This is a genomic window from Aquisalimonas sp. APHAB1-3 (assembly GCF_048323695.1).
Classification (GTDB): Bacteria; Pseudomonadota; Gammaproteobacteria; order Nitrococcales; family Aquisalimonadaceae; genus Aquisalimonas.
This window is the reverse complement of sequence record NZ_JBLWFT010000001.1, coordinates 949,358-976,330: the sequence shown is the minus strand read 5'-3', so window position 1 is coordinate 976,330 and position 26,973 is coordinate 949,358. Positions and strand designations below refer to the sequence as shown.

Here is a 26,973-nt window from a genome sequence, read left to right as displayed (position 1 = left end):
TCCCCCGGGCTGCTTTCTGAACTGCATACAACGGCAAGGAGAAGTCCATGGAAACGATTCTGCTCATTATCGGCGCGGCGCTGGTCGCCCTCGTGGCGTCGGCGATCCGCGTTCTGCGCGAGTACGAACGTGGTGTGATCTTCCAGCTCGGCCGCTTCTGGAGTGTCAAAGGGCCCGGGCTGATCCTGGTCATCCCCCTGATCCAGCAGATCGTTCGGGTCGATCTGCGTACGGTGGTGATGGACGTGCCCAGCCAGGACGTGATCTCGAAGGACAACGTCTCCGTGGGTGTCAACGCCGTCATCTACTTCCGGGTCGTGGATCCGCAGCGGGCCGTGATCAATGTCGAGGACTTCTACGCGGCCGTCAGCCAGTTGGCCCAGACCACACTGCGCTCGGTGCTGGGCAAGCACGATCTGGATGAAATGCTGCAGGAGCGGGATCGCCTCAACCAGGACATCCAGGAGATCCTCGACGAACACACGGACGCCTGGGGCGTGAAGGTCGCGAACGTCGAGATCAAGCATGTGGACGTGGACGAGAGCATGATCCGCGCCATCGCACAGCAGGCCGAGGCGGAGCGTAGCCGGCGTGCCAAGATTATCCACGCCGAAGGGGAGATGCAGGCCGCCCAGAAGCTGCAGGATGCCGCCAACATCCTGTCGCAGAACCCCCAGGCCATCCAGCTGCGGTATCTGCAGACCCTCACCGGGATCGCTCAGGACCAGAATTCGACCATCGTCTTCCCCATGCCCATGGATCTGATGGGTGCCTTCGAAGACCTCATCAAACGGAGCAAGGGCGGTGGCGGCACCAGCGCCGGCTGATGCTGCCGACGCCGGCAGTCTCGGGCGCATCGAGGCGTTCCTCGATGCGCTCTGGCTGGAGCGCGGCCTGAGCGAGCGGACCCTGGCGGCGTACCGCACCGATCTGCTGGGGTTCGCCCGCTGGCTGGGGCGGGCGAACGGGAGTCTGGAGCAGGCGGATCAGGGCGCCGTGCTCGGCTATCTCGCCGAGCGCGTGCAGTCGGGGGCGCGGCCGCGCAGCACGGCCCGGCTGCTGTCGACCCTGCGCCGTTTCTACCGCTGGCTGCTGCGCGAAGGCGTGGTGCAGCGTGACCCCACGGCCGAGGTGGACTCGCCTCGACTGGGGCAGCCACTGCCGGGCGCACTGACGGAATCCGAAGTGGAGGGCCTTCTGGCCGCTCCCGATACCGATGACCCCATCGGCCTGCGCGACCGCGCCATGATCGAGTGCCTCTACGCCAGCGGGCTGCGCGTCTCCGAACTGGTCGGGCTGCGTCTGGGGCAGGTGAACACCCGTCAGGGTGTGGTGCGCGTGATCGGTAAGGGTGACCGGGAGCGCTTGGTGCCACTGGGTGAGGCTGCGCTGGACTGGCTCGATCGCTACATGCGCAGCGCACGCACCGAGCTGTTGCACGGGCGCGTCTCCGATGCCGTGTTCGTCACCGCGCGCGGGGGCGGTATGACCCGGCAGGCGTTCTGGTATCGAATTCGCCACTACGCCGTTGTCGCAGGGATTCGCAAGCACCTCTCCCCGCATACCCTGCGGCATTCGTTCGCGACCCACCTGCTCAACCACGGCGCCGATCTGCGCGTGGTACAGTTGCTCCTGGGGCACAGCGATCTGTCTACCACCCAGATCTACACGCATGTGGCGCGTCAGCGTCTGCAGGAGCTGCACGCCGAGCACCACCCGCGCGGTTGATTACCGCCAGCCGAGGAGTACGTCATTCATGAAGGTTCTGATCTCCGCCCTGGCGGCCGGTCTGCTCACGCTTACCGCGACGTCCGCTTCCGCCGACGAGGTGACGGAGCGCATCACCGAGCGTCTGCAGTCGATGAGCCCGGACCTGGAGCCGGAGCGTGTCGAAGCCACGCCCCTGGAGGGCATCTACCTGATCGTGGTCCAGGGGCAGGTGGCCTACATCTCCGAGGACGGCCGTTACCTGATCCAGGGCGACATCATGGATCTGGACGCCCAGGAGTCGCTGTCCGACGCCCTGCAGGGCGAGTTGCGCCGCGACCGTATCGAGGAGCATGGCGAAGACAACATGATCGTCTACCGGCCGGACGGGGAGATCCGCCACACGGTGACCGTGTTCACCGATATCGATTGCCCCTACTGCCGCCAGATGCACGGCCGCATGGACGCGTATCTGGATGCGGGCATTGCCATCCGTTACCTGCAGATGCCGCGAGCGGGTGTTGGGACTGCGTCCTACGACAAGGCGGTGAGCGTGTGGTGCGCGGACGACCGCAACGCGGCCATGGACGCCGCCAAGGCCGGAGAGACGCCGGAGCACCGGGAGTGCAGCAACCCGGTGGAGGAGCAGCTCTATCTGGCGCAGTCGCTGGGTGTGAACGCGACTCCGACGATCATCAGCGAGAACGGTACCGTGCATCGCGGCATGGTGCCGCCGGATGAGTTGCTGCAGCGCCTGGATAGCGAATAGAGCCCGCCGCCGGCGGGCTCCCGGGCGGGGTGACGCTCAACGTTCCAGCAGTTCCAGCTTGTTGGGTTTGCCGTCCCATTCTGCGGCGTCTTCGGACGGGTCTTTCTGCTCGGTGATCACGGGCCACTGCTGGGCGAGCTCGGCGTTGAGCTCGAGGAAGTGGCTCATCTCCTCGGGCAGGTCATCCTCGGAGTAGATCGCCTCGGCGGGGCATTCCGGCTCGCACAGGGTGCAGTCAATGCACTCGTCCGGGTCGATGGCCAGGAAGTTAGGCCCCTCGTGGAAGCAGTCTACCGGGCAGACTTCCACGCAGTCGGTGTACTTGCACTTGATGCAGTTTTCCGTGACGACAAAGGTCATGGGTTGCTCCGTTGCGTTTGTTCGAGACGGCCGCCACCTGGCGGGCGATGCAGGGAGGGCGCCTGTATGCCTGGGGCGCGTCCGGCCGGTTCCGATGCGGGGAGGGCTGTCGTGTGGCCGACCCGTAGCCGGGTGCCGGTCAGGCCGCTCTCCGGGAGCGCGCAATCATACCCTGAGCACGCGAATCCGGCGACAGTCTAGCGCAGTTGTGCGGTGCTCACGAGTCCCCGCCGGCGAGCGTCTTGAGTTCGTAGAGAAGCTCCAGCGCCTGGCGGGGGGTGAGGTCGTCGGGGCTGACCGTATCCAGGCGCGCCTCCAGCGGGCCCGGTCCGAGCGGTGCTGCCGGTTCCGCGAACAGGGGCAGCTGGTCCACGGGCTCGTCGCGTCGACGGGTTTCGCGTTCCAGTTCCTCCAGCTTGTTGCGGGCGGCGTTGATCACGTCCCGGGGTACGCCGGCGAGCGTGGCCACCTGCAGGCCGTAGCTCTGGCTTGCCGGGCCTTCCCGCACCGCATGCAGGAACACGATGCGCTCGCCGTGCTCCACCGCGTCCAGATGGACGTTGGTGGCGGTGGGCTGGTGCTCGGGGAGCGACGTCATCTCGAAGTAGTGGGTGGCGAACAGCGTGAACGCACGCAGGTGCTCCGCCAGCCACACGGACGCGGCCCAGGCCAGTGACAGCCCGTCGAAGGTGCTGGTGCCGCGGCCGATTTCGTCCAGCAGCACCAGGCTGTTGGGGGTGGCGTTGTTCAGGATGTTGGCCGTCTCGGTCATCTCCACCATGAACGTGGAGCGGCCGCTGGCGAGATCGTCCGAGGCGCCGATGCGGGTGAAAATCCGGTCCACGGGGCCGAGCCGGGCCGTGTGCGCCGGCACGAAGCTGCCCACGTGGGCGAGCAGGGTGATCAGGGCCATCTGGCGCATGTAGGTGGATTTACCGCCCATGTTCGGGCCGGTGATGATGAGCATGCGGCGGTCGTCGGCGAAATGGACGTCATTGGGCACGAATGCGCCGTCGAGCACCGTCTCGACAATGGGGTGGCGGCCCTGTTCGATGGTGAGTCCCGGCTCTTCCAGGAGCTCCGGGCGCGTATAGCCCAGGGCGTCGGCCCGTTCCGCGAGACAGGCCAGGGTATCCAGCTCCGCCAGCGCGCCGGCGGCCGTCTGCAGGCCGCCCAGGGTTTCGTTGAGCTGCTCCAGCAACGTGTCGTAGAGCGCCTTCTCCCGTGCCAGGGCCTTTTCCCGGGCGCTCAGCACCTTCTCCTCGAAGCCCTTCAGTTCGGGCGTGATGTAGCGTTCCGTGCCCTTGAGCGTCTGCCGCCGTGTGTAGTGGTCCGGGATCTGGTCGGCGTTGGCGCGGGTCACCTCGATGTAGTAGCCGTGTACCCGGTTGTAGCTGACCTTGAGGTTGCTGATCCCCGTCTCCTCACGCTCGCGGGCCTCCAGGTCGATCAGGAACTGGTCGGCGTTGCGGCTCAGTCCGCGCAGCTCGTCGAGCTCGGCATCGTAACCGTCGGCGATCATGCCACCGTCGCGGGTCAGCACCGGCGGGTTGTCGACCAGTGCCCGACGCAGGAGTTCGCTGGTCTCCGGGTGTGGCGCCAGGCGCGTGGCGATGTCGGTGAGCAGCGTCGAGTCGGCCCCCGTCAGCCCCGCCTGGAGATCCGGCAGCCGGTCCAGGGCGTAGCGCAGGCCTTCCAGGTCGCGCGGGCGGGCCGACCGCAGGGCCACGCGGGCGAGAATGCGTTCCGCGTCGCTGGTCCCGCGCAGGATCTCGCGCAGGCCTTCGTAGCGGCGCCCGTCCACCAGTTGCTCAAGGGCGTCGTGACGGCCGCGGACGCATTGCTGGTCCCGCAGCGGGCGATGCAGCCAGCGGCGCAGCAGACGCCCGCCCATGGCGGTGACGGTGGTGTCCATCACCCAGGCCAGGGTGTTGTCTGTGCCGCCACCGAGGTTGTACTCGATCTCGAGGTTGCGGCGGCTTGCGGCGTCGATGATGATGCCTTCGTCGCGCTGCTCGACGGTGATGCCGGTGACGTGTGGCAGCGCGGAGCGCTGGGTGTCCGCGACGTACTGCAGCAGGGCGCCGGCGGCACGGATGGCCAGGGGCAGGTTCTCGCAGCCGAAACCGGCGAGATCCCGGGTGCCGAACTGGCGGGTCAGCAGCCGTCGGCAGGCGTCCTCCTCGAAATGCCAGGGCGGGCGCCGCGTGCGCCCCCGCCGGTTCGTGAGCGCCTCGGGCAGGGGCTGGTCCTCGTCGTGGAGCAGCTCCGCGGGATGCAGCCGTTCCAGCTCCGCCAGCAGGTCTTCCTCGGTGTCGATCTCCTGGGCCGAGAAGCGGCCGCTGGAGACCTCCAGCGCCGCCAGCCCGTAGCGGCCGCGGTGGTGGCTGATGGCGGCCAGCAGGTTGCTCTGGCGCTCCTCCAGCAGGGCATCCTCGGTGAGCGTGCCCGGCGTGACGATGCGCGTGACCTGGCGCTCCACGGGGCCTTTCGCCGCGGCCGGGTCGCCGATCTGTTCGCAGATCGCCACGGATTCACCGCGGCGCACCAGCCGGGCCAGGTAGTTCTCCACGGCGTGGACGGGCACACCCGCCATGGGGATCGACTCGCCGGCGGACTGACCGCGCGCGGTGAGCGTGATATCCAGCAGCTCCGCGGCGCGCCGGGCGTCGTCGTAGAAGAGCTCGTAGAAATCGCCCATGCGGTAGAACACCAGGATGTCCGGGTGATCCGCCTTGATCCGCAGGTACTGCCGCATCATGGGGGTGTGCTGACTGGTGGCGGCGTCCGTCATGGTTGGTCCATTCCTTGTCGGGTCGGCTGGTGCCGTGGTCGGTCCCGGAAAGCCGCTATGCTAGAGTTTGACCCATTCCCCTGCAACGCAACCGGAAGTGGATGCTTCATGGACTATACCGTGTCCGCAAATGCCCCCGCCGAGTCGAGGCTCGCCGTGCTGGCGGAGGCCGTCGGTGCGGCGCTGGCTGACAAGCGTCAGGTGTTGACCACGGCCGAATCCTGTACCGGCGGGTGGATCGCCAAGACGGTCACCGACGTGGCCGGCAGTTCCGGCTGGTTTCACCGCGGCGTGGTCACCTACTCCAATGACGCCAAGGCGGAACTGCTGGGTGTCTCCCCGGAGCAGCTTGCGCGGTTCGGTGCGGTCAGCGAAGAAGTGGTGCGCGCCATGGCGGAAGGGGCGCTCGCCCGCAGTGGCGCCGATGTGGCCGTGGCGGTGAGCGGCGTTGCCGGGCCGGATGGCGGCAGTGAGAGCAAGCCGGTCGGGCTGGTGTGGTTTGGCTGGGCGCTGGGCTCCGGATTCGTGATTTCGCGCCCGGAGCGTTTTCCGGGGGGGCGCGATGACGTGCGCCGCGCCAGCGTCGCCGTCGCCCTGGAAGGCGTGCTCCGGCAACTGCGGCGGGAGATTCCCTGAGGGGCCCGTGGCGCGGCTGTTCTTCGCCCTGTATCCACGCGCCGCCGAGCGAGCGGCACTGGCGGCAATGCTGCCGGCCGGCCGTGTGACAGGCCGGGTGATCCCCGTGGATAACCTCCACATGACGCTGGCCTTTCTGGGCGATGTCGGCGAGGCCGTTGTGGATACCCTGTGCGCAGTGGAGGATGCCGTGCCGGTGCCGCCGTTCGAGCTGTGTTTCGGTGAGTTGGTGTTCTGGGAAGGACCGCGCACGCGCGTGCTCGTGCCGGACACGCTCCCCGCTGAAGCAGTGAATCTGCATTGCGGGATTCAGAGGCTCCTGGGCGACCACGAGCTGCCGTTTGACCGCCGTCAGTGGTCTCCGCACATTACGCTGGAGCGGCGCGCGGTGCCGGAGCCGACGGGCCCCGTTTCACCGGTAACCGTCCGCTTCGACGAGTATGTGCTGATGGCGTCCGAAACACGGCAGGAAGGTGTCGTCTACACGCCGCTCGCGCGCTGGCGGCTGCCGTCGCCTGAAGCCGTTTGACGCCCGCCCGTCCCGTCGCCGGGGGTGGGAGGGTGTATGCAAGTTGTGGAATAATACTGCGCCTTGGGCGGCGGCACGGAGCCAGGCCGTCAACGGGTTTTCAGCGCGCGAACGCAAGCAGAGGTAAAAATGGACGACAATCGGAAAAAGGCGCTCGGCGCCGCTCTCGGGCAGATCGAGAAGCAGTTCGGAAAGGGCGCCGTCATGCGTATGGGCGACGCCGCGGCCGTCAGGGATGTTGCTGCCGTATCCACCGGTTCCCTCAGCCTTGATGTGGCGCTCGGCATCGGAGGCATGCCCTACGGGCGCGTTGCCGAGATCTACGGCCCGGAATCCTCGGGGAAAACGACGCTCACCCTGCAGATCATCGCGGAGGCGCAGCGCCAGGGCGGTACGGCGGCATTCGTGGATGCCGAACACGCCCTGGACCCGGATTACGCGCGCAAACTGGGCGTCGATGTGGACGAACTCCTGGTGTCGCAGCCGGATACCGGCGAGCAGGCGCTGGAGATCTCCGACATGCTTGTGCGCTCCGGCGCGGTGGACATCGTGGTGGTCGACTCCGTGGCCGCGCTGACCCCGAAGGCGGAGATCGAAGGCGAGATGGGCGACTCCCACGTGGGCCTGCAGGCGCGGCTCATGTCCCAGGCGCTGCGCAAGCTCACCGCCAACATCAAGCGCACCGGCACCCTGGTGATCTTCATCAACCAGATCCGCATGAAGATCGGCGTGATGTTCGGCAGCCCGGAGACCACCACCGGCGGCAATGCGCTGAAGTTCTACTCGTCCGTGCGCATGGACATCCGCCGCATCGGCGCCATCAAGAAGGGCGACGAAGTGGTTGGCAACGAAACGCGCGTGAAAGTTGTCAAAAACAAGGTAGCCCCGCCGTTCAAGCAGGCGGAGTTCGAGATCCTCTACGGCGAGGGTATCTCCCGGGAGGGCGAACTCATCGATCTGGGCGCCAAGCACGGCATCATCGACAAGGCCGGCGCCTGGTACAGCTACAACGGCGATCGCATCGGTCAGGGCAAGGACAACGTGCGGACCTTCCTCAAGGACAACCCCGAGGTGGCCAATGAGATCGACCGCAAGCTGCGGGAGATTCTCCTGCCCGACCGCGCCGACGACAGCAGCGGCGGTGGTCAGGCCGCGTCCGAGGAAGCCGAGGCCTGAAACAGGGAGTCGCGTGCGCCATGGACGACCCCGACGAAGAGGCGGTGGACGCGGGCTACGAGGCCGGCGTCCGTTTGCTGGCGCGGCGGGAACATTCCAGCCTGGAGCTGGCCCGCAAACTGGGCAGTCGCGGGCACGAGCAGCGCGTGATAGAGCTTGTTTTGGACCGCCTGGTCCGGCAAGGTTACCTGAGTGACGAACGCTTTACGGACATCTTCGTTCGTCAGCGCTGCGAGCAGGGCCAGGGCCCCGTGAAGATCATCTCCGACCTCGCGGAGCGGGGCATCGACGAACGCCTGGCTCGTTACTACCTTGATCAGCAGTCGGTTGACTGGATCGAGCAGGCGCGGGCGGTGCGGATCCGGCGTTTTGGCGAGGCGCTGCCGGACAACCGCCGCGAGTGGGCCAGGCAGGCGCGATTCCTGGCGAGTCGCGGATTCAGTGCGGAGCAGGTGTACAGCGTGCTGGATCGACGGGCACGCGACGACTAGGTGACAGCACCCGCGGTGGAGACCGCGGTTTTCATAAGGCAGGTCAAAGGGTTCATGACGATAACGAGTGCGGAACTGCGCAGCGCATTTCTCGAGTATTTCCGGAAGCATGGTCACGAAGTCGTGCCCAGCAGCCCGCTGGTGCCCGGCAACGATCCCACGCTGCTGTTCACCAACGCCGGCATGGTGCCGTTCAAGGACGTGTTCCTGGGGCGTGAGGACCGGGGCTATACCCGTGCCTGCTCGTCCCAGCGTTGCGTGCGCGCCGGCGGCAAGCATAACGACCTCGAGAACGTCGGCTATACCGCCCGGCACCACACCTTTTTCGAGATGCTGGGCAACTTCAGCTTCGGCGATTATTTCAAGCGCGAAGCCATTCAGTACGCCTGGGAGTTCCTTACCCGGGTGATCGAGCTGCCGCCCGAGAAGCTGTGGGTGACGGTGTTCGAGGAGGACGACGAGGCCGCCCGGATCTGGCTGGATGAGATCGGTGTCTCGCCGGAGCGCTTCTCCCGCATCGGTGCTCACGACAACTTCTGGTCCATGGGCGATACCGGCCCCTGCGGGCCGTGCTCGGAGATCTTCTATGATCACGGCCCCGACGTCCCCGGTGGTCCGCCCGGAACGCCGGAAGAGGACGGTGATCGCTTCGTCGAGGTCTGGAACCTGGTGTTCATGCAGTACAACCGGTCCGCCGACGGGTCCATGACCGATCTGCCCAAGCCCAGTATCGATACCGGCATGGGGCTGGAGCGTCTTGCTGCCGTCCTCCAGGGCGTGCACAGCAACTTCGAGATCGACCTGTTCCAGAACCTCATCCGGGCGGCGGCCAACGTCACCGGCGCGACGGAGGATCTGGACAACAGCTCCCTCAAGGTCATCGCCGACCACATCCGGGCCTGCGCCTTTCTCATTACCGATGGGGTATTCCCGTCCAACGAGGGGCGCGGTTACGTGCTGCGCCGGATCATCCGTCGTGCCGTGCGTCACGGTTACAAGCTCGGCCAGGAGGAGACCTTCTTCTACCGGCTTGTGCAGCCGCTGGTGGACGAGATGGGTGCGGCCTATCCGGAACTGGTCGAGCAGCAGGTCCAGGTGGAGAAGCTGCTCAAGCGCGAGGAGGAGCAGTTCCAGGAGACCCTGGAGCAGGGGCTCAAGCTGCTCGAGAACGATCTCCGGAGCTTGTCGGGCTCGGAGATTCCGGGGGCCACGGTCTTCAAGCTCTACGATACCTACGGCTTCCCCGTTGATCTCACCGCGGACATAGCCCGCGAACGGGAGCTGACGCTGGACATGGACGGCTTCGAAACCCACATGGAGGATCAGCGCAACCGCGCCCGTGCGGCGAGCCAGTTCCGCGCCGACCACGCCGGCGGTGCCGAGGTTTCTGCGAGCTCCAGTTTTACCGGCTACGAGCAGCTCGAAGACAGTGGCCAGGTGGTGGCACTGTTCGCCGACGGGCGCGCCGTGAACCAGCTCGATGCCGGGCAGACCGGCATGGTGGTGCTGGACCGGACGCCGTTCTATGCCGAGTCCGGTGGCCAGGTTGGCGACACCGGCCTCCTGATGGCGGATGGGGTCGAGTTCGAGGTCGAGGATACCGCGCGCCAGGGCGAGGCGATCGGCCACCTGGGGCGCGTGCGCACCGGGGTGCTGTCAGTGGATCAGACCCTGCAGGCGCAGGTTGACGCCGAGCGCCGCGCCGCCACGCAGCTCAACCATACGGCAACACACCTGCTGCACGCCGTGCTCAGGGAGCGGCTCGGCACGCACGTGCACCAGAAGGGGTCGCTCGTGGCGCCGGATCGGCTGCGTTTCGACATCTCGCACCCGGAGCCCATTGATGCCGATGAACTCCGGCGCATCGAGCAGATCGTCAATGCGCGCATCCGCGTGAACGAGCCGGCGGATATCCGCGTAATGCCCTACGACCGGGCCATCGAGACCGGGGCCATGGCTCTCTTCGGCGAGAAGTACGGCGACGAAGTCCGGGTGGTGCGCTTTGGCGAGTTAACCACGGAGCTCTGCGGTGGTACCCACGTGGGCCGGACCGGCGACATCGGGCTATTCCGCATCGTCGAGGAAACCGGTGTGGCCGCCGGCGTGCGCCGCATCGAGGCAATTACCGGGGCACGCGCCGTGGAGTGGGTGGAAGAGCAGGCGCAAACGCTCGACCGCGCCGCCGAGCTGCTGCGCGCGCGGCCGGAGACCCTGCAGGTGCGTCTGGAGCAGGTGCTCGAGAAGAGCCGCCAGACCGAAAAGGAACTGGAGCGACTGAAGCAGAAGCTCGCAAGCCAGGCCGGTGGTGACCTTGCCGACTCGGCCGTGGACGTGGATGGCGTTCGCGTGGTCGCGTCGACCCTGGAAAGCGGAGACGCCAAGTCCCTGCGCGATACGGTCGACCAGCTCAAGAACAAGCTCGGTTCCGCCGCCGTGGTGCTGGCCGCTGTCGATGGCGACAAGGTGCGCCTGGTTGCCGGTGTCACCAGCGACCTCACGGATCGCGTCAAGGCGGGCGACCTGGTCAACGCCGTGGCGGAGCAGGTCGGCGGCCGCGGCGGTGGCCGTGCCGACATGGCGCAGGCTGGCGGCAGCCAGCCCGATCGGCTGCCGGATGCCATGCAGTCGGTGCCCGAGTGGGTCCGACAGCAGTTGCACTGAACGGGCGGCCCGATGGCGGCTGGTGAATCCACATGCACGGTGTCTGCGGTGAAGGCCGTAGCACCCGGAAACAGGTATACGGACTGATGCCCCTGATCGTACAGAAATACGGCGGAACTTCCGTGGGCTCCATCGAGCGCATCGAGGATGTCGCCCGCAAGGTGATCAAGACCAAGGAAGCCGGTAATAACGTGGTCGTGGTTGTCTCCGCCATGAGCGGTGAGACCAACCGGCTGACGGAGCTTGCCCGGCAGATGAATCCCAACCCGCCGGCGCGGGAGCTGGACATGATGCTCTCCACCGGCGAGCAGGTCACTATCGCGTTGTTGACCATGGCGCTGGAGAAGCAGGGACACGCCGCGCGCTGTTACACGGGCGCTCAGGTGCGCATCCTGACCGACAGCGTGCACAGCAAGGCGCGGATTCAGGAGATCGACGCCAAGGTCGTCACCGAGGACCTCAAGGAAGGACGCATCGTCGTGGTGGCCGGCTTCCAAGGGATGGACTCCACCGGTGCCATCACGACCCTGGGGCGCGGCGGATCCGACACCACCGCCGTAGCCCTGGCCGCCGCCCTGGGTGCCGACGAGTGCGAGATCTATACCGACGTGGATGGTGTCTACACCACTGATCCGCGGGTCGCGTCCAAGGCACGCCGCCTCGATCGCATCACCTTCGAGGAGATGCTGGAGATGGCGAGCCTGGGCTCCAAGATTCTGCAGATCCGGGCCGTGGAGTTCGCGGGCAAGTACCACGTGCCGCTGCGCGTGCGGTCAACGTTCGATGACGGGCCGGGCACACTGATTACGTATGAGGACGAGAACATGGAAGAACCGCTGATCTCCGGAATCGCGTTCAACCGCGACGAAGCCAAACTGACCGTCCTGGGTGTTCCGGACCAGCCGGGTATCGCCGGGCGCATTCTCGGCCCCGTGTCCGAGGCGAACATCGAAGTGGACATGATTGTCCAGAACATCAGCCAGAGCGGCCTGACCGATTTTACCTTTACGGTGCACCGCAACGACTACGAGAAGACCCTGAAGATTCTCCAGGGCATCAACGACGAGCTGGGTGCCCGGGAGGTCTACGGCGACACAAAGATCGTCAAGCTCTCGCTGGTCGGGGTCGGCATGCGCTCCCATGCCGGCGTGGCGAGCACCATGTTCGAGGCCCTGGCGAAGGAGGGCATCAACATCCAGATGATCTCCACGTCCGAGATCAAGATCTCCGTGGTGATTGATGAGAAGTATCTCGAACTGGGCGTGCGCGCCCTGCACACCGCGTTCGAGCTGGACGACGAAGACGCGAGTGTGAGTATCGAAGGGAAATCGAACGACTGAACCGGCACCATGCGGCGTCGGTGGCGTTCGTGGGGTGGTTGACGTGACTACCCCGCAAGCAGGGCCCGGGAGGTGACAACCATCGGCTGACGATGGTCTCCGGGATGATTGATTCTTAGCTGAAGGTGACGGCTGCGCAGGATGCCGGTCGTTGAAACTCTCGAGAGGAACCGCGGGTCCACGTTCTACAGGGAAGCTCGGAGGCTGGTCCGGAGAAATGACCAAGCCCCGTGGCATGGGTGTGCATCGACGTGGAAGCGTCTGGTTGGGTAACCGGCGTAGCGGGGGCCAGTGGATTTAGGAGAGAGGCAAATGCTGATTCTGACCAGGCGAGTTGGTGAAACGCTGATGATCGGGGACGAAGTAACCGTGACCGTTCTCGGCGTGAAGGGCAACCAGGTGCGTATTGGCGTCAATGCGCCCCGGAACGTCTCCGTGCATCGTGAGGAGATCTATGAGCGGATCCAGCACGAGAACGAAGGAGAGGAGGGCGCCCCGGGGAACAACTGACCGGTGGTGTGACAGGGGTGATGGCCTCCCACGGGTTTACCTGAGAGGCCAAATCCCGTAGTCTACGGCGCTTCAACGATGGCGCGGGAAACCCGCCATCCGCGATCCCGGAGAGGTGGCCGAGTGGCTGAAGGCGCTCCCCTGCTAAGGGAGTATGGGTACTGCCCATCGAGGGTTCGAATCCCTCCCTCTCCGCCATTTTCATCTAAGCAGTGCCGCAGGTACTGCTTAGATGAAAATCATGAAGCGACGGGCTCGAACCCTTGATGTGGGCAATTGGGTTCGACCAACGTTGCATTGACGCAGAGCCGGCCCTTCGCCATAATCTGCGCCTCACAACACAGCGCCCGTAGCTCAGCTGGATAGAGCACCTGGCTACGAACCAGGCGGTCGGAGGTTCGAATCCTTCCGGGCGCGCCATATAACGAAAAGGGGTACCCGTCAGGGTGCCCCTTTTTCGTTGTGGAATCGGTACATCAATGGTGGATGTAAGGACCACCCTACGCCCGGACGAGTAGGGTGGACCTTCAGGTCCACCAGTCACGGTCGCTCGATAACCATCCTGGGGCAGGGCATGCCTAAGCGAATCCCGGCGGATTCCACTCGTCCATCATGCGACGGCGTGCGGCTTCCAGTCGCTCCGACATCAGCGCCGAGAACTTCTTGAGCACGGCATAGCCGAAGGCGGGCTCTTCTTCGCAGTGCGCGAGAATGGCGGCGCCGTCGAAGGCGAGGAGTTCCGTGTCTGCTTCGGCCCGCGCCTGGAACGTCCACTTGTAGGGCGGGATCAGCCACGACCAGCCGAGAATCTGGCCCTCGGTCAGCCGCTGGATCTCGAGCGCCGGGCCCGAGATGGCCGGGATCTCGATGAGAATCTCACCCTGGGTGACTAGATAGAACGCGTCCGAGACCTCGCCCTGCCGGAACAGGACGTCTCCCCGGGGCAGCGTGCGCGGCGTGGCGCAACGGCTCAGTTGCTGAATGACGTATTCATCCAGGTCGGCAAAAAACGGCTGCTGGCGCAGCTGGGCGGAGACATCGGCGGTTGTCATGGCGTTGCCCTCTGTTGGCGGCACACGGGTTCCACGGCGCGGAGGGGCAGGGCCGGTCACAGCCGGATGACACCACCACGCCACAGGGACAGTATGTCGCACGTGCGCGACATTGCATCCGTGGCGGACGGTCCGCCGCCGGCGGGGTCAGTCCATGGGGGGCAGGTGAGCGGCTTGTTCGGGGTCCAGGTCCACGTCGTGCACCACTAGAACGGGCTGCTTGGCATGGCGCACCAGCCACTCCGTGGCCGAACCGTGCAGGAACTGCTGCAGGCCGCTGCGCCCGCGGGTGCCCATGGCGATCAGATCGGCGCCCCACTGGTCGGCGTGGGCGCTGATCTTCTCGGCGGCACTGCCCACTTCCACGGCGACCTCTTCACCCTCGCGGACCCATTCGTTCAGTTTCTCGCGGGCGGCGGCTTCTGCTTTGCTGCGCTCGTCTCTGGCGTGCATGGGGTTGATTGACGGGTCGGCGGTGGCCTGGGCGATCTCGCTGGGGCCGACCACGTAAAGCAGGCGCAGGGTTGCGGTCTCGGGTCGGAAGTCGCGGGCCACGGCCACGGCACGCGCCGAAGCAGTCGAGAAGTTCACGGGCACCAGGATACGTTTCAGCATAGAGAGTCGGCCTGCCTCCGAGTTTTCAGGTGTTTGTTCCAGTCGACGCTCAGAGTAACCGATCGTGTTGCCCTGCAGACAGCGTTTGCTTCCGAAAAGATCAGCAATGCTGTTGTGCAGCATTCTTCTTGAGGAAAGAGCGCAATCCCCGTATCATCCTCCATATTCAGAGCCTGGCAACATGGTCGCCGCGGCCCTCTCCCTGAGGAGTCAGATGCTTGGCATCCCGCACTCCGTAACGCGGCTTATCAGCGTTTTCCAGTCAAGCCGTTCGAAAACTGTGCACCCTTCGCCGGTGCGAAATCCGAAATCTGATGAGAGCTCGCCGGCTGTGTGCCCGCGGGGAAAGGACCGTTAATGCTGTCTGATGTAATGAAGCGGGGCGCGGGTTCATTCCGCCGCACGTGGTTGTTCAATGTCCGCGGTGATCTGATCGCCGGAATCGTGGTCGCGCTCGCCCTTATCCCCGAAGCGATCGCGTTCTCCATCATCGCCGGCGTGGATCCGAAAGTCGGGCTCTACGCGTCGTTCTGCATTGCCGTGGTGATCGCGTTCACCGGCGGTAGACCCGGGATGATCTCGGCCGCAACCGGGGCGATGGCGCTGTTGATGATCACCATCGTGGCGGATCACGGTGTTGAGTACCTGTTTGCGGCGACCATACTGACGGGCGTCCTGCAGATCATCTTCGGCTGGCTCAAGCTTGCGCGCTACATGATGTTCATCCCGCGCACGGTGATGCTGGGCTTCGTGAATGCGCTGGCCATTCTGATCTTCATGGCGCAGATCCCGCATTTCGTCGGTCATGGAATACCCACGTACCTGATGGTGGCCGCCGGCCTGGCAATTCTCTACGGCTTCCCCTACATCAACCGGACCATTCCGCCCCCGCTCATCGCCATCGTGGTGCTGACCGGTGCGGCCATCTATTTCAACATGCCGCTGAATACCGTTGGCGACATGGGGGATCTGCCGGACGGGATGCCTTTCCTGAGCATTCCCATGGTCCCGCTCACCTTCGAGACCCTGCAGATCATTCTGCCGGTTGCCCTGACGCTGACGATTGTCGGGTTGCTCGAGTCGCTGCTCACCGCGTCCATCGTCGATGATCTCACCGACACACCCAGCAAGAAGAACGTGGAGTGCCGGGGGCAGGGTATTGCCAACATCACCTCCGGTTTCTTCGGCGGCATGGCGGGTTGCGCCATGATCGGCCAGTCCGTGATCAACGTGAAGTCCGGGGGGCTGGGGCGGTTGTCGACCCTGGCGGCCGGTGTGTACCTGCTGTTCTTCATCATGGTGCTCGGCGACCTGGTTTCCATGATTCCCATGCCGGCCCTGGTGGCAGTGATGATCATGGTCTCCATCGGTACCTTCGACTGGACCTCCATCGGCATGCTGCGGAAGATGCCGCGCACTGACGCCTTCGTACTGATCGTCACCGTGGTGACCGTGGTGGTGACTCACGATCTTGCCAAGGGCGTGTTCGCCGGCGTGCTGCTGAGCGCGATCTTCTTCGTGCGCAAACTGGCCCGCCAGATCCGCGTGACGCCGGAGGACAGCGACGATGGCCACCACCGGACGTATCGCGTGCGGGGTGTGCTGTTCTTCGTGGCCGTGGACAATTTCATGGCAGGTTTCGATTACGCTGCGGCGGTGCCGAGAGTGACCATCGACCTGACCGGTGCGACCCTCTGGGACAGCTCCGCCGTGGGTGCGGTGGACAAGGTCGTCGGCAAGCTGCGCCGTAACGGCGTTGAAGTCGATGTGGTGCACCCCGAAGGCCAGGGTGCCAAACTCATGGACGATCTCGCTGCTTATGATGACACTGGAGCGGGCGAGCCGGGCCACTGATTCCGGGTTGTGTTCAATATGGTATACAATGGCTCCATGACCCGGCGTGCCGGACGTCAGTCGCCGGCACGCCTGCCACGCTGAGCCAGAGGAGCCATGATGGTAGAGCGAAGCTACTACGCCCCGAAAGGCGGGCTGCCGCCGCAGACCCAGCTACTCTCCGATCGCGCGGTGTTCACCGAGGCGTATGCCGTCATTCCCAAGGGCGTGTTGCGCGACATCGTCGCCAGTTACCTGCCGTTCTGGGAGGAGACACGCTTGTGGGTGCTCTCCCGGCCGCTGTCGGGATTCGCCGAAACCTTCTCCCAGTACATCATGGAAGTGGGCCCCGGTGGCGGCAGCGACCGGCCCGAGCTGCAGGCCGGTGTCGAGGGCGTTTTGTTCGTGGTGGAAGGCGAACTCACCCTGACCCTGGAGGGGGTCACGCATGCGATGCGGCCCGGGGGGTATGCCTTCATTCCGCCGGGCAGCAACTGGTCGGTGCGCAATCACGGCTCGGAGCATGTCCGGTTTCACTGGATTCGCAAGGCATACGAGTACGTCGATGGCCTGGATGTGCCCGAGGGGTTCGTTACCAACGAGAACGACATCGAGCCCACCCCCATGCCGGACACGGACGGCCGCTGGGCGACCACCCGGTTCGTGGACCCGGCCGACCTGCGTCACGACATGCACGTCACCATCGTGACGTTCCAGCCGGGCGGGGTGATTCCCTTTGACGAGATGCACGTCATGGAACACGGGCTCTACGTGCTGGAAGGCAAGGGCGTCTACCACCTGAATCAGGACTGGGTGGAAGTGGAGGCCGGCGACTACATGTGGCTGCGCGCCTTCTGTCCCCAGGCCTGCTATGCGGGAGGGCCGGGGCCGTTCCGGTACCTGCTCTACAAGGACGTGAATCGCCACATGAGCCTGGGGCGTCCCGGGGGCTGATACTGGCGTGACGGGCGCCCGCTTGGCCGTTTCAGCATGCTGCCCCGGTCATGCAGGCTCTGTGCTTTCCATGTGATCCACCAGAAAATCCACGAACTGCCGCACCTTGGGCGAAAGGTGGCGGTGGCGTGGATAGACCACCCACACGGCGGTGTGGGTGCAGGCGTACTGATCAAGTACCGACAGCAGGCGCCCGTCCTCCAGGCCGGGGCGGACGTAGTAGTCCGGCAATTGTGCCAGACCCAGCCCCCGTTCGACGGCATCCAGCAGCGCCACGCCTGAATTCCCGCGCCAGTTGCCGTGCACACGCAGGTGCCGGTGCTGTCCGTCCATGTCGAACTGCCAGTGATCCGCGGAGCCAAGCAGGCAGTTGTGCCCGGCCAGCTCCTCCAGCGTGTGGGGCTGGGGATAGCGCTGGAAGTAGTCCGCCGAGCCGACCACGTACTCGCGGCGGCTGCACAGGCGGCGAGCGATCAGCGACGAGTCGGGCAGGGCGCCCGCACGGATGGCCACGTCGAACCCCTCATTGACGATATCCACACGCCGGTTGGTGAACTCCTGGTCCACCGTCAGTTGCGGGTGCTGCTGGAGGAAGGCGTTCACCAGCGGGGCGATGTAGCGTTCGCCGAAGGTGGCGGCGCAGGTGACGCGCAACACTCCGGTGGGGCGGCGCTGGTAATCGCCGATGGCCTGGAGCGCCTCCTGGAAACCGTCGAACAGGTGCGCGCAGTGATCGAAGTACACCTCGCCGGCGTCGGTGAGTTTGAGCTGCCGGGTGGTCCGGTACAGAAGCTGGGTACTGAGTTGGGTCTCCAGCCGCGCCACGAGACGGCTCACATGGGAGCTGGAGACTCCCAGGTGCCGGGCAGCCTCGGCGAACGAGCCGCGCCGGACCACCTCCACGAAGGCTTCAATGCGGTCCCAGTGCTGCATTGTTGCTCTCCAGCAATAATCTCTTGCCCAATGATGCCTTATTTACCGCGTGTGTGCCGCTAGACTAAGAATTGAACTCAAAAAAGCGGCGCATCGCGGCGCCGCAGGTGACGAGGAGAAGGGTTATGAAATCCCGTGCCGCCGTAGCGCTGGAGGCAGGCAAGCCGCTGGTGCTGGAAGAGATCGACGTGGATGGCCCCAAGGCGGGCGAAGTGCTGGTGCAGATCAAGGCAACCAGTGTCTGCCATACCGACGCCTACACGCTCTCGGGCGCCGACCCGGAAGGGTTGTTCCCCTCGGTGCTCGGGCACGAGGGGGCGGGTATCGTCCAGGAGGTCGGGGACGGTGTGAAAAGTGTCCAGCCGGGCGATCATGTCATCCCCCTCTACACAGCTGAATGTGGTGAGTGCAAATTCTGCCGTTCGGGAAAGACCAATCTCTGCGGGGCCGTGCGCGCAACCCAGGGCAAGGGCGTCATGCCTGACGGCACGTCCCGTTTCTCGCTCAACGGCAAGTCGCTGCACCACTACATGGGGTGCTCCACGTTCAGCGAGTACACAGTGTTGCCGGAAGTCTCCCTGGCGAAGGTCTCGAAAGAGGCCCCCATGGACAAGATCTGTCTGCTCGGCTGCGGGGTGACCACCGGCATCGGTGCAGTGCGGAATACGGCGAAAGTGGAGCCGGGCTCCACCGTTGCGGTGTTCGGCCTCGGCGCCATCGGCCTGGCCGTGATCCAGGGTGCGCAGATGGCGGGCGCCGAGCGAATCATCGCCATCGACGTGAATGCGGAGAAGTTCAAGCTGGCCGGGCAGTTCGGGGCCACGGAATTCGTCAACCCGAAGGACTACAGCGATCCCATCCAGCAAGTGATCGTCGACATGACCGACGGCGGTGTGGATTATTCGTTCGAGTGCATCGGCAACGTCAACGTCATGCGTTCGGCCCTGGAGTGCTGCCACAAGGGCTGGGGCGAGTCGGTGATCATCGGCGTTGCCGGCGCCGGCGAGGAGATCTCGACGCGGCCGTTCCAGCTGGTCACGGGGCGGGTCTGGAAGGGCTCGGCGTTCGGGGGCGTCAAGGGGCGCAGCGAGCTGCCCGGTTACGTGGACGACTACATGAACGGAAAGATCAGGATCGACGAGTTCATCACCCACGACATGCCGTTCGATCAGATCAACGAAGCGTTCGAACTGTTGCACGCAGGCAAGAGTATTCGCACCGTCCTGCACTATTGAGGAGCCGACCATGTCGGAAGCGCTGGAGCTGGTGTCGGCCACCAAGAGTTTTGGTGGCTGGCTGAAGCGGTATCGCCATCAGTCCCCCACACTGGGCTGCGAGATGATCTTCGCCATCTACCTGCCGCCACAGGCGCAGGATGGCAACGTCCCGCTGCTGTGGTGGCTATCGGGGCTCACCTGCACCGACGAGAATTTCATGCAGAAAGCCGGGGCGCACCGGGTGGCGGCAGAGCTGGGCATGGCCATCGTGTGTCCCGATACGAGCCCCCGGGGCACCGAGCTGCCGGGTGAAAACGACAGCTATGATTTCGGCTCCGGAGCCGGTTTCTACATCAACGCCACCCGCGAGCCCTGGAGTCGGCATTACCACATGTACGACTACGTCACCCGGGAGCTGCCGGAGCTGGTCCAGGCCAATTTCCCGCTGGACGGGAAGGAGGCGATCAGCGGGCATTCCATGGGCGGGCACGGCGCCTTCATCTGCGCCCTGAAGAACCCCGGGCGTTACGCGTCGGTATCGGCGTTCGCGCCCATCGCCAATCCGGTGAACTGCCCCTGGGGCGAAAAGGCGTTCAGTGGTTATCTGGGCGAGGATCGTGATCAGTGGAAGAACTGGGACACCGTGGAGCTTATCCTTGCGCACGGGTTCGACCAGGCGCTTCTGGTGGACCAGGGAGACGCGGACAACTTCCTGCAGGATGGCCAGCTTCGCCCGGAGGCCCTGGAAGAGGCGTGTGCGGCGGCCGGCGTCCCGCTCACCCTGCGGCTCCAGCCCGGCTACGATCATTCCTACTTCTTCATCGCCACCTTCATCGAGGAGCACCTGCGCTACCACGCCCGCCATCTGGGCGTGTAGAGTACGCCGCATGACGGCCTTCTCGATTCATCCACAGCTGCAGGCCGACTGCCACCTCCTGGGTGAATTCTCTGCCTGCAGCATTCTGCTCCATCGTAACGGTAGTCTGCCGTGGTATATCGTCGTGCCTGAGACCCAGGCGCTGGAGCTCGATGAGCTCTCCGATGCGGAACGCATCGCCGTTGACGGCGTAACCGATGCCCTGGCGCGTTTCATCAAGCGGTTTCACCAGTGTGAACGCACCAACCTGGCTGCCATTGGCAACCGGGTGCCACAACTGCATGTGCATGTGGTGGGCCGCTGGCAGGGTGATCCGTGCTGGCCGGACCCTGTATGGGGCAATCTGCCGGACGCGCCGGAGCGCAGCGAGGAGCAGCTCGCTGCCATCCGGGACGCACTCAACGACGCGCTATAGCACCACGACGTACGCCAGCGTCAGCACCAGCGTCACCGCGAGCATCAGCACACCCACCCAGGGGATGCCGGGCTCGGGAATCCGCTCCGGTGGCCGCAGCCAGTGGTCCGGCACCACGCGCCTGCGGAGCGTCGGCGCGCGCCTCGCGAGCAGCAGATACCCCCTTACCAGCCGCCAGTAAACGGCCTTGAGGGCCCGCTCCACCGGCACCACCAGGTCCCCTTCGGGCAGTGCCGGCCACCGTTTCAGGATCTCGGCCGCCAGGCCGGCAATGAGCAGTGCCACCAGCGGCGGCCATAGCGCATCCACGAGCGTCGTGAACTCCAGCGCGTAGGCTCGGGCCTGGCCTTTCGCCAGCATCCAGGGCAGGGTCTGCGCCGTGATCACGACCAGTAGCCAGACCAGAAACGCACCGGGCTGCAACGCCCGCGGTGTCGCATCCCTTCCCGGCCAGATCAGGCACATGAAACGCAGCAGCAGCAGCGCCGTGGTGATGGCCGTCAGTGTGAGCACCAGCACGAACGGCTCCGGCAGCGCGGCTTTCATGGCGGCCTTCGCCACCAGACCGGAAGTGACCGGAACGCCGACCAGAGCCAGGGCAGGCAGCGCCGTGATGACCGCCACCGCCTTGCGTCCGTGTTTGACGTGATCCATGGCCAGGAACAGCGCTCCCTTGGTGAGCGCATGATGCACGGCGAACAGGGCCATGGCCGGAATCAGCGGCGCGGCGTCGCCATGGCCGGCGATCAGCAGGCCGGTCGGTATTGCGAGCAGCCCCATCTGACTGATCGTGGAATAGGCCAGAACGGTCTTGGCCCGGTGCTGGAAACAGCCCATGAGGGCGGCGCCGAAGGCGCTGACCAGCCCCAGCGCCGCCAGTGTCACACCGGCCAGGGGAAGCGCCGGTTCGCCGGCGGGCAGGAACTGCAGCCAGCCGAGCAGCCCGCCCTTGACGATGATTCCGGAGAGCACGGCGCTGGCCGGCACCGGCGCGGCCGGGTGGGCAAGGGGCAGCCAGACGTGCAGCGGAATGACGCCCATCTTCACGGCGAAACCGGCCACGAGCAGGCCGCCAACCAGTTCCGGGCGTTGCAGTTCCCCGTACACGTCGGCAATGGTCGCCATGGTCGGGTTGCCGGCCTCCGCGGCGAGCATGAATACGCCGCTGAGCAGCAGCGCCTCCCCGGCGATGGAGAGAATCAGGTAGATGCGTCCGGCCCGGACCGCCTCGGTGCTCTCGTCGTGCACCACCAGCCCGTATGCCGCGAAGGTCATCACGGCAAACGAGAGGTAGAACGCTGCCAGATCCTGGGTGACGATCACCCCGAGGTTGCCCGCAAGGGTCAGCAGAAAGCACATGCCGAAGCGTGACCCGGCATCGCCATCGAACAACGTGCGCGCTGCGATCGCCGCCGCCGTCCACAGGATGGCGGCGGCACCCAGCAGCGCCTGACTGGTTGGGTCCAGCCCCAGAGTCGTGCCCAGGAGCAGCCAGTCCAGATGCAGCGGCTCCGCGCCGGTCACGGCCAGAGCCCCGGCGAGGGCGCCCACCCCGGTCACGCTCAGCGGCAGCCCGCGCCCGCCCAGGTGCCCGGACAACGCCCCGAGCGCCAGGATCGCGGGCAACGCCGGAAGCAGCGCCAGCAGTACGTTCATGGCAGGTACTCCCGTTCAACGATGAGGTCCACCCAGCCCAGCGGACTCCAGGAGAAAGCCGCGAAGAGGCCAGCGCCCACCGATGCGAAGCCAACGAACAGCGTCGGCAGTAGCAGGGAGGGAATGGCCTCATGCTGCCCGGTTGCCCCGTCCGGTGGTGGCCTGAACCAGGCGCGATGGAGCAGTGGCAGGAAGTAGATGGCGTTCAGGACGGTGCTCCCGATCAGTACCGGGATGACCCAGTAGTACTCCGCGTCCACGGCGCCGAGTCCCAGGTACCACTTGCTCACGAAACCGGCCAGCGGCGGCACGCCGATCATGCCGAAGGCGCCGAAGGTGAACATGGCCGTGGTCCACGGCATACGCCGGCCGATGCCGTCGAGCTCGTGGATGGAGTGGATGTGGTGGGTTTCCGCGTAGTTGCCGGCGCAGAAGAACAGCGTGATCTTCATCAGGCCCTGGTGCACCAGGTGCGCCAGGCCGCCAACAGTGGCGAGCGGGTTGCCCAGCCCGACGCCCAGGGCGATGTAGGACACCTGGCTGACGGTGGAGAAGGCCAGACGGCGCTTGAGATCAGTCTGCCAGATGGCGCGCAGGGAGCCGTAGATGATGGTGAAGGAGGCGGCGATGGCAAGCCCCACGCCCAGGGCCAGTTCCTGGGTCAGGGCGACGCCGTAGACGTCGTAGACCACGCGCACGATACCGAAGGCACCCGCCTTGACCACGGCCACCGCGTGCAGCAGCGCGCTCACCGGCGCCGGCGCCACCATGGCGGCGGGTAGCCAGCCGTGGAGGGGGACCATCGCCGCCTTGACGGCGATGCCGGCCATGAGCAGCAGAAAGATCACCGTCAGGGCGGCGGGGTGGGCGTCACCCAGATGCTGAAGCTCGCCACCGGCGACGAAGTCGCTGGGCCCGTCCAGCAGATAGAGCGCCACGATCCCCACCAGAAATACGGCGCTGCCGATCAGCGTGTACTGCAGGTAGGTGCGCCCGGCGGCCATGGCCTTGTCCGTGCCGCGGTGCACCACCAGCGGCCAGGTGGCAAGGGTCAGCAGCTCGTAGAAGATGAAGAACGTGAACAGGTTGCCGGCCATGGCGATGCCCATGGTGGCGGTCACGCACAGACTGAAGAAGCCGAAGAAGCGCGCCCGGTCCGGGGAGTCCTCCAGGTAACCAATGGCGTAGATGGTGGTGACCAGCCACAGGATCGCCGACAGCGTGGCGAACAGCATGCTGAGTGCATCGGCGTGCAGGACCAGATCCAGTTCCGCGAGCAGGGGCACCCGCACCACGAAGGTGTGGCCCTGGTCCACGCCCCAGAGCATGACCCCCACCAGCACCAGCTTGATGACGGCGCCGGACAGGTTGAGCGTGGTGCGCAGGCGTTGCCACTGCTCCCCGGTGGCGAACACCACCACGGCGGTCACCGCGGAGACAAACAGCACCCAGAGCGGCATCGCCTGGTAGAGGCCAGTCATGCCCCACCTCCCGGCAGGCCGCCCAGCAGCCCGAGCAGCGGAGCCGTGGTAAAGCCAAGCGCAATGGCCAGAAGGGCGAGGATCATCGCCGGCCAGGTGCGTAGGGCGCCGGGCGCCGGCCCCGGCTCGGCAATGGCCGGCCCGGGCGCCTGCAGGAACGCGAATCGCAGCACGCGGAAGATGTATACCGCAGCCAGCAGGCCGCCCACCATCAGCACCGCCACCCACCACCACTGGCCGGATTCAAGCGCGGCGCTGAGGAGCAGCCACTTGGCCATGAACCCGCCGCTGGGGGGCAGCCCCATGATGCTCACACCGGCCAGGGCGAAGGCGAACAGGCTTACGGACAGGGGCCGGTCCAGGCCGCGCAGCTCCCGTACCCGGTCGTGCCCCACGTAGGCGAGCACATTGCCGGCGGCGAGGAACAGTGCCGCTTTCGCCACCCCGTGCGCCACGCCATGGTAGACGGCGCCCTCCCAGGCCAGGGCGCTGGCCATGGGGAAGAACAGCAGCATGTAGCCAAGCTGGGCCACGGTGGAGTAGGCCACCACCAGTTTGAGCCGCTCCTGGCGGCAGGCCTGAAGGGATCCGTACAGGATTGCCGTGGCGCCGATGGCACCGAGCAGCTGTGCCGCATAGGCTCCAGTGATGCCGGCCAGCGGCTCCGTCCACAGGCGCAGCAACAGGTAGAGGCAGGCCTTGACCACCAGCGCGGACAGGACTGCGCTGACCACCGCCGGGGCGTTGCCGTGTGCGGCGGGAAGCCAGATGTGAAAGGGCACGATAGCGGCCTTGATCAGTACCCCGGTTACCAGGCAGGCGGCCGCCAGCGCACCGGCGAGCCCGCCGTCGGCGAGTGCATCCGCCACCAGGCGCAGGTCCAGACTGCCGGCGAGTCCGTAGGTGATGGCGACCCCGGCCAGATAGACCAGCGAACCGAACAGGGCGAAGTGCAGATAGCGCAGTGCGGCGCCCACGGTCTTGCCGGGCCCGGCCAGCAGCACCATGGGGATGGCGGCCAGGGACACCAGCTCCAGCGCCACGTAGAGGTTGAACAGGTCACCCGAGACGAACAGAACGTTCAGCGAGCCCCAGAGCAGCAGCCACAGCGCCCAGTAATGGGAGGCGTTGTCGTGGCTGCGATTGTAGATCGCAAAGGCGTACAGCGAGACCAGCGCACCGACTACGGCGGTGAGCAGCAGCATGATGGCGGCCAGGCCGTCCACCCGCACTTCGATCCCCAGCGGCGCATCCCAGCCGCCGAGTGCGTGGGAGATCTCGCCACCCTGTGCCACGGCGGCGACCACCCACAGGCTGCTTGCCACGGTCGCCGCCACCGCCAGCACCGGCCACCAGGGCACGACCCGCGGCCCGAACAGGAACTGCAGTACTCCGGCAAGGAACGGAACAAACACCGCGATGACCGGCAGGAACTCAGTCATGATCACCGTCCGTATCGCGGTTGGCGTCGCGGATCTGTCGCCGAACCAGGGCAAGCCCGAAGGCGGTGGCGCTCACGGCGATCACCAGTCCGGTGATCACCATGGCGTGGAGCACCGGGTCCGGACCGCCCGGGAGCCAGCGGGCGATGAGAATCATGCACAGGAACACGCCGTTGCCGAAAATGTTGATCGCCAGCAGCCGCCGCAGGGGATGCTGCTGGGTGATGAAGCCGTAGAACCCCACGGCAACGAGGGCGGCGGCGGCCAGGATGAACGGGTCCAGCGGCATCACGGATCGGCCCTCCGCAGCCCGGTGGTACCGGTGAATAGCAACAGCAGCGTCAGGGCGATGGAGATGGCCAGGCTGAACTCGATCAGCACCATCAGCGGTGTCACCAGCGCCTGCGGATACGCCATGAATGCGCCCTCGGCCGGCATCAGCAGCAGCCCGGCGGCGGTGAACACGGTGACGCCCAGAATCAGCAGCGTGCGCATGAGCAGGCCGAGCTGGGCTGCACTGTGCAGCCGACCGCCCAGCACGAGCATCACTCCGGCGCCGGCCATCACCGCACCGCCCTGGAACGCCCCGCCGGGCATGTACGCCCCGGCCCAGACCAGAAATGTGCCCATCAGGATCACCAGCGGCACGAATACCGTGACCAGCACCGGGATCAGTGGCGAATCCGTTCCGGCATCGTCATCGCCCGGGCGGTGAATCAGGGGCGAGCGCAGCAGAAGTGCCCCGATCAGGGCCATGAGCAGCACACCCATCTCCAGTAGCGTGTCGTAGGAGCGGAAATTGAGCAGCACCGCCGTCACCGGCTGATCCACGCCGGCGGCGCCCAGCCCCTCCAGGGCGAGGGTGCCGGCGCGGTCCGCGTCGATGGCCGTCTGCACCTGGTACAGCGCCACGGCAACCAGCACGCCGAGCAGCCCGCTGCCCGCGCCCGCCAGCCAGCGCACCCGTGTCGAGGCCCCCGGCCGGTCGGCCTGCTCCGGCCCCGCATGGATGAGAACACGCCAGGTGCTGAGCAGGAGAATGCCCAGCAGCCCCGCGCCGATGCCCGCTTCGGCCAGCGCCAGATCCGGTGCGTCCAGGCGCACCCATGCCAGTGCCAGCATCAGCCCGGTGACGATGAACAGGACGATGCTCCGGTAGAGGTCCGGGGCCGTGACGCAGCGCCATGCCAGCGCGGAGACGACCAGGGCGAGAAGGCCATCAAAGACGCTCATGGCGTGTCGTCCTCCCGCTCGTCGCGCAGGTGGTGCCGGGCCACCAGGTGGCAGGCAATGGAGGCGGCGGTAACGGCCAGGAACCAGATCAGGGCGATGAGGAGAATCGCTTGCCAGGTCCCAGAGAGCAGCGCCACCCCGGCGGCGAGCAGGCCCAGGCCGGTATTGTCCGCCTTGGTCAGGGCGTGCAGCCGCGTGTAGACATCCGGGAACCGCAACAGGCCGACGGTGCCCGCAAGAAAGAAAACCAGCCCTGACCCGATCAGGGCAGCTGCCAGCCAGTCGAGCATGG

The 26,973-nt window shown here is 65.9% G+C and carries 26 protein-coding genes and 2 tRNA genes; 17 read left to right on the top strand and 11 right to left on the bottom strand.

Annotated features, from left to right (window positions below):
* Positions 1-47: 47 nt before the first annotated feature.
* The 3 genes from ACNSTU_RS04565 to ACNSTU_RS04555 are packed head-to-tail and all read left to right on the top strand — an operon-like array spanning position 48 to position 2,476.
* Entirely contained in the window at positions 48-827 is a 780-nt protein-coding gene (locus tag ACNSTU_RS04565; protein WP_418212124.1) for a slipin family protein, read from the top strand.
* Positions 805-1,728, top strand: a complete 924-nt coding sequence (xerD, locus tag ACNSTU_RS04560) for a site-specific tyrosine recombinase XerD (RefSeq protein ID WP_418212123.1) — start codon at positions 805-807, stop codon at positions 1,726-1,728. The genes ACNSTU_RS04565 and xerD overlap by 23 nt, the downstream gene beginning before the upstream one ends.
* A 28-nt stretch (positions 1,729-1,756) precedes the next feature.
* A complete protein-coding gene (locus ACNSTU_RS04555; protein ID WP_290633727.1) occupies positions 1,757-2,476 on the top strand; it encodes a DsbC family protein in 720 nt (239 codons plus the stop codon).
* A gap of 36 nt (positions 2,477-2,512) precedes the next feature.
* Here the strand turns inward: ACNSTU_RS04555 and fdxA are convergent, their stop codons facing one another.
* Both fdxA and mutS read right to left on the bottom strand, forming a co-directional pair.
* Positions 2,513-2,836, bottom strand: coding sequence for a ferredoxin FdxA (gene fdxA, locus ACNSTU_RS04550; RefSeq protein WP_290633729.1), 324 nt, complete (start codon positions 2,834-2,836; stop codon positions 2,513-2,515).
* Positions 2,837-3,053: 217 nt separating this feature from the next.
* Positions 3,054-5,630 carry a DNA mismatch repair protein MutS gene (gene mutS / locus ACNSTU_RS04545; protein WP_418212122.1) on the bottom strand — a complete coding sequence of 859 codons (2,577 nt, stop codon included), beginning with the start codon at positions 5,628-5,630 and terminating at the stop codon, positions 3,054-3,056.
* A 108-nt stretch (positions 5,631-5,738) separates the two neighbouring features.
* On the opposite strand from mutS, the gene pncC reads away from it, so the two are divergent.
* The 9 genes from pncC (at position 5,739) to ACNSTU_RS04500 (ending at position 13,393) form a co-directional block, all read left to right on the top strand.
* Positions 5,739-6,266: a nicotinamide-nucleotide amidase gene (pncC, locus tag ACNSTU_RS04540; RefSeq protein WP_290633733.1), complete on the top strand. Its 528-nt coding sequence runs from the start codon at positions 5,739-5,741 to the stop codon at positions 6,264-6,266.
* A 7-nt stretch (positions 6,267-6,273) separates the two neighbouring features.
* Entirely contained in the window at positions 6,274-6,795 is a 522-nt protein-coding gene (gene thpR, locus ACNSTU_RS04535) for an RNA 2',3'-cyclic phosphodiesterase (RefSeq protein ID WP_290633735.1), read from the top strand.
* 129 nt (positions 6,796-6,924) lie between these two features.
* Entirely contained in the window at positions 6,925-7,971 is a 1,047-nt protein-coding gene (gene recA / locus ACNSTU_RS04530) for a recombinase RecA (protein ID WP_290637383.1), read from the top strand.
* A 20-nt stretch (positions 7,972-7,991) separates the two neighbouring features.
* Complete coding sequence (locus ACNSTU_RS04525; RefSeq protein WP_290634437.1) at positions 7,992-8,462, top strand: regulatory protein RecX; 471 nt, start codon at positions 7,992-7,994, stop codon at positions 8,460-8,462.
* 54 nt (positions 8,463-8,516) lie between these two features.
* On the top strand, positions 8,517-11,123 hold the full coding sequence (gene alaS / locus ACNSTU_RS04520) for an alanine--tRNA ligase (protein ID WP_418212121.1): 2,607 nt from the start codon (positions 8,517-8,519) through the stop codon (positions 11,121-11,123).
* 86 nt (positions 11,124-11,209) lie between these two features.
* Entirely contained in the window at positions 11,210-12,463 is a 1,254-nt protein-coding gene (locus tag ACNSTU_RS04515; RefSeq protein ID WP_290634143.1) for an aspartate kinase, read from the top strand.
* A gap of 312 nt (positions 12,464-12,775) precedes the next feature.
* Positions 12,776-12,973, top strand: a complete 198-nt coding sequence (gene csrA, locus ACNSTU_RS04510; protein ID WP_290634141.1) for a carbon storage regulator CsrA — start codon at positions 12,776-12,778, stop codon at positions 12,971-12,973.
* Positions 12,974-13,082: 109 nt separating this feature from the next.
* Positions 13,083-13,171, top strand: a tRNA-Ser gene (locus tag ACNSTU_RS04505).
* A 145-nt stretch (positions 13,172-13,316) separates the two neighbouring features.
* Positions 13,317-13,393 (top strand) — tRNA-Arg (locus ACNSTU_RS04500).
* Between the two features lie 158 nt (positions 13,394-13,551).
* On the opposite strand, the gene ACNSTU_RS04495 is transcribed toward ACNSTU_RS04500, so the two are convergent.
* On the bottom strand, positions 13,552-14,025 hold the full coding sequence (locus ACNSTU_RS04495; RefSeq protein ID WP_290634139.1) for a Crp/Fnr family transcriptional regulator: 474 nt from the start codon (positions 14,023-14,025) through the stop codon (positions 13,552-13,554).
* Positions 14,026-14,172: 147 nt separating this feature from the next.
* Complete coding sequence (locus ACNSTU_RS04490) at positions 14,173-14,640, bottom strand: universal stress protein (RefSeq protein WP_290634137.1); 468 nt, start codon at positions 14,638-14,640, stop codon at positions 14,173-14,175.
* A gap of 357 nt (positions 14,641-14,997) precedes the next feature.
* Between ACNSTU_RS04490 and ACNSTU_RS04485 the strand changes: the two genes are divergently transcribed.
* Together ACNSTU_RS04485 and ACNSTU_RS04480 are read left to right on the top strand one after the other, a co-directional pair.
* Positions 14,998-16,494, top strand: coding sequence for a SulP family inorganic anion transporter (locus ACNSTU_RS04485; protein WP_418212120.1), 1,497 nt, complete (start codon positions 14,998-15,000; stop codon positions 16,492-16,494).
* Positions 16,495-16,590: 96 nt separating this feature from the next.
* The gene (locus ACNSTU_RS04480; protein WP_418212119.1) at positions 16,591-17,427 is read left to right on the top strand and encodes a bifunctional allantoicase/(S)-ureidoglycine aminohydrolase; all 837 of its coding nucleotides are present in this window, start codon (positions 16,591-16,593) and stop codon (positions 17,425-17,427) included.
* A 48-nt stretch (positions 17,428-17,475) separates the two neighbouring features.
* Here the strand turns inward: ACNSTU_RS04480 and ACNSTU_RS04475 are convergent, their stop codons facing one another.
* A complete protein-coding gene (locus ACNSTU_RS04475; RefSeq protein ID WP_290634065.1) occupies positions 17,476-18,360 on the bottom strand; it encodes a LysR family transcriptional regulator in 885 nt (294 codons plus the stop codon).
* Between the two features lie 125 nt (positions 18,361-18,485).
* Here ACNSTU_RS04475 and ACNSTU_RS04470 point away from each other — a divergent pair, with 125 nt between their 5' ends.
* Genes ACNSTU_RS04470 through ACNSTU_RS04460 form a run of 3 tightly spaced genes read left to right on the top strand, consistent with a single transcriptional unit; the run spans position 18,486 to position 20,869 of the window.
* Entirely contained in the window at positions 18,486-19,595 is a 1,110-nt protein-coding gene (locus ACNSTU_RS04470; protein WP_290634063.1) for an S-(hydroxymethyl)glutathione dehydrogenase/class III alcohol dehydrogenase, read from the top strand.
* Positions 19,596-19,605: 10 nt separating this feature from the next.
* A complete protein-coding gene (gene fghA / locus ACNSTU_RS04465) occupies positions 19,606-20,454 on the top strand; it encodes an S-formylglutathione hydrolase (RefSeq protein ID WP_366213842.1) in 849 nt (282 codons plus the stop codon).
* Between the two features lie 10 nt (positions 20,455-20,464).
* A complete protein-coding gene (locus tag ACNSTU_RS04460) occupies positions 20,465-20,869 on the top strand; it encodes an HIT family protein (protein WP_290634061.1) in 405 nt (134 codons plus the stop codon).
* Here ACNSTU_RS04460 and ACNSTU_RS04455 read toward each other — a convergent pair.
* From ACNSTU_RS04455 to ACNSTU_RS04430, 6 genes are read right to left on the bottom strand one after another with little or no spacing between them, the layout of a single operon-like run.
* Complete coding sequence (locus tag ACNSTU_RS04455; RefSeq protein ID WP_290636952.1) at positions 20,864-22,525, bottom strand: complex I subunit 5 family protein; 1,662 nt, start codon at positions 22,523-22,525, stop codon at positions 20,864-20,866. The two genes, ACNSTU_RS04460 and ACNSTU_RS04455, sit on opposite strands and share 6 nt — an antisense overlap.
* Entirely contained in the window at positions 22,522-24,006 is a 1,485-nt protein-coding gene (locus ACNSTU_RS04450) for a complex I subunit 5 family protein (RefSeq protein WP_290634057.1), read from the bottom strand. The genes ACNSTU_RS04455 and ACNSTU_RS04450 overlap by 4 nt, the downstream gene beginning before the upstream one ends.
* Positions 24,003-25,448, bottom strand: a complete 1,446-nt coding sequence (locus ACNSTU_RS04445; RefSeq protein WP_290636951.1) for a complex I subunit 5 family protein — start codon at positions 25,446-25,448, stop codon at positions 24,003-24,005. The genes ACNSTU_RS04450 and ACNSTU_RS04445 overlap by 4 nt, the downstream gene beginning before the upstream one ends.
* Positions 25,441-25,737 (bottom strand): NADH-quinone oxidoreductase subunit K, encoded by a 297-nt coding sequence (locus ACNSTU_RS04440; protein ID WP_290634069.1) that lies wholly within the window; start codon positions 25,735-25,737, stop codon positions 25,441-25,443. The genes ACNSTU_RS04445 and ACNSTU_RS04440 overlap by 8 nt, the downstream gene beginning before the upstream one ends.
* On the bottom strand, positions 25,737-26,681 hold the full coding sequence (locus ACNSTU_RS04435) for a hydrogenase subunit MbhD domain-containing protein (protein WP_290637203.1): 945 nt from the start codon (positions 26,679-26,681) through the stop codon (positions 25,737-25,739). Before ACNSTU_RS04435 ends, ACNSTU_RS04440 begins: the two co-directional genes overlap by 1 nt.
* Entirely contained in the window at positions 26,678-26,971 is a 294-nt protein-coding gene (locus ACNSTU_RS04430) for a cation:proton antiporter (protein ID WP_290634051.1), read from the bottom strand. Before ACNSTU_RS04430 ends, ACNSTU_RS04435 begins: the two co-directional genes overlap by 4 nt.
* Between the last annotated feature and the right edge of the window lie 2 nt (positions 26,972-26,973).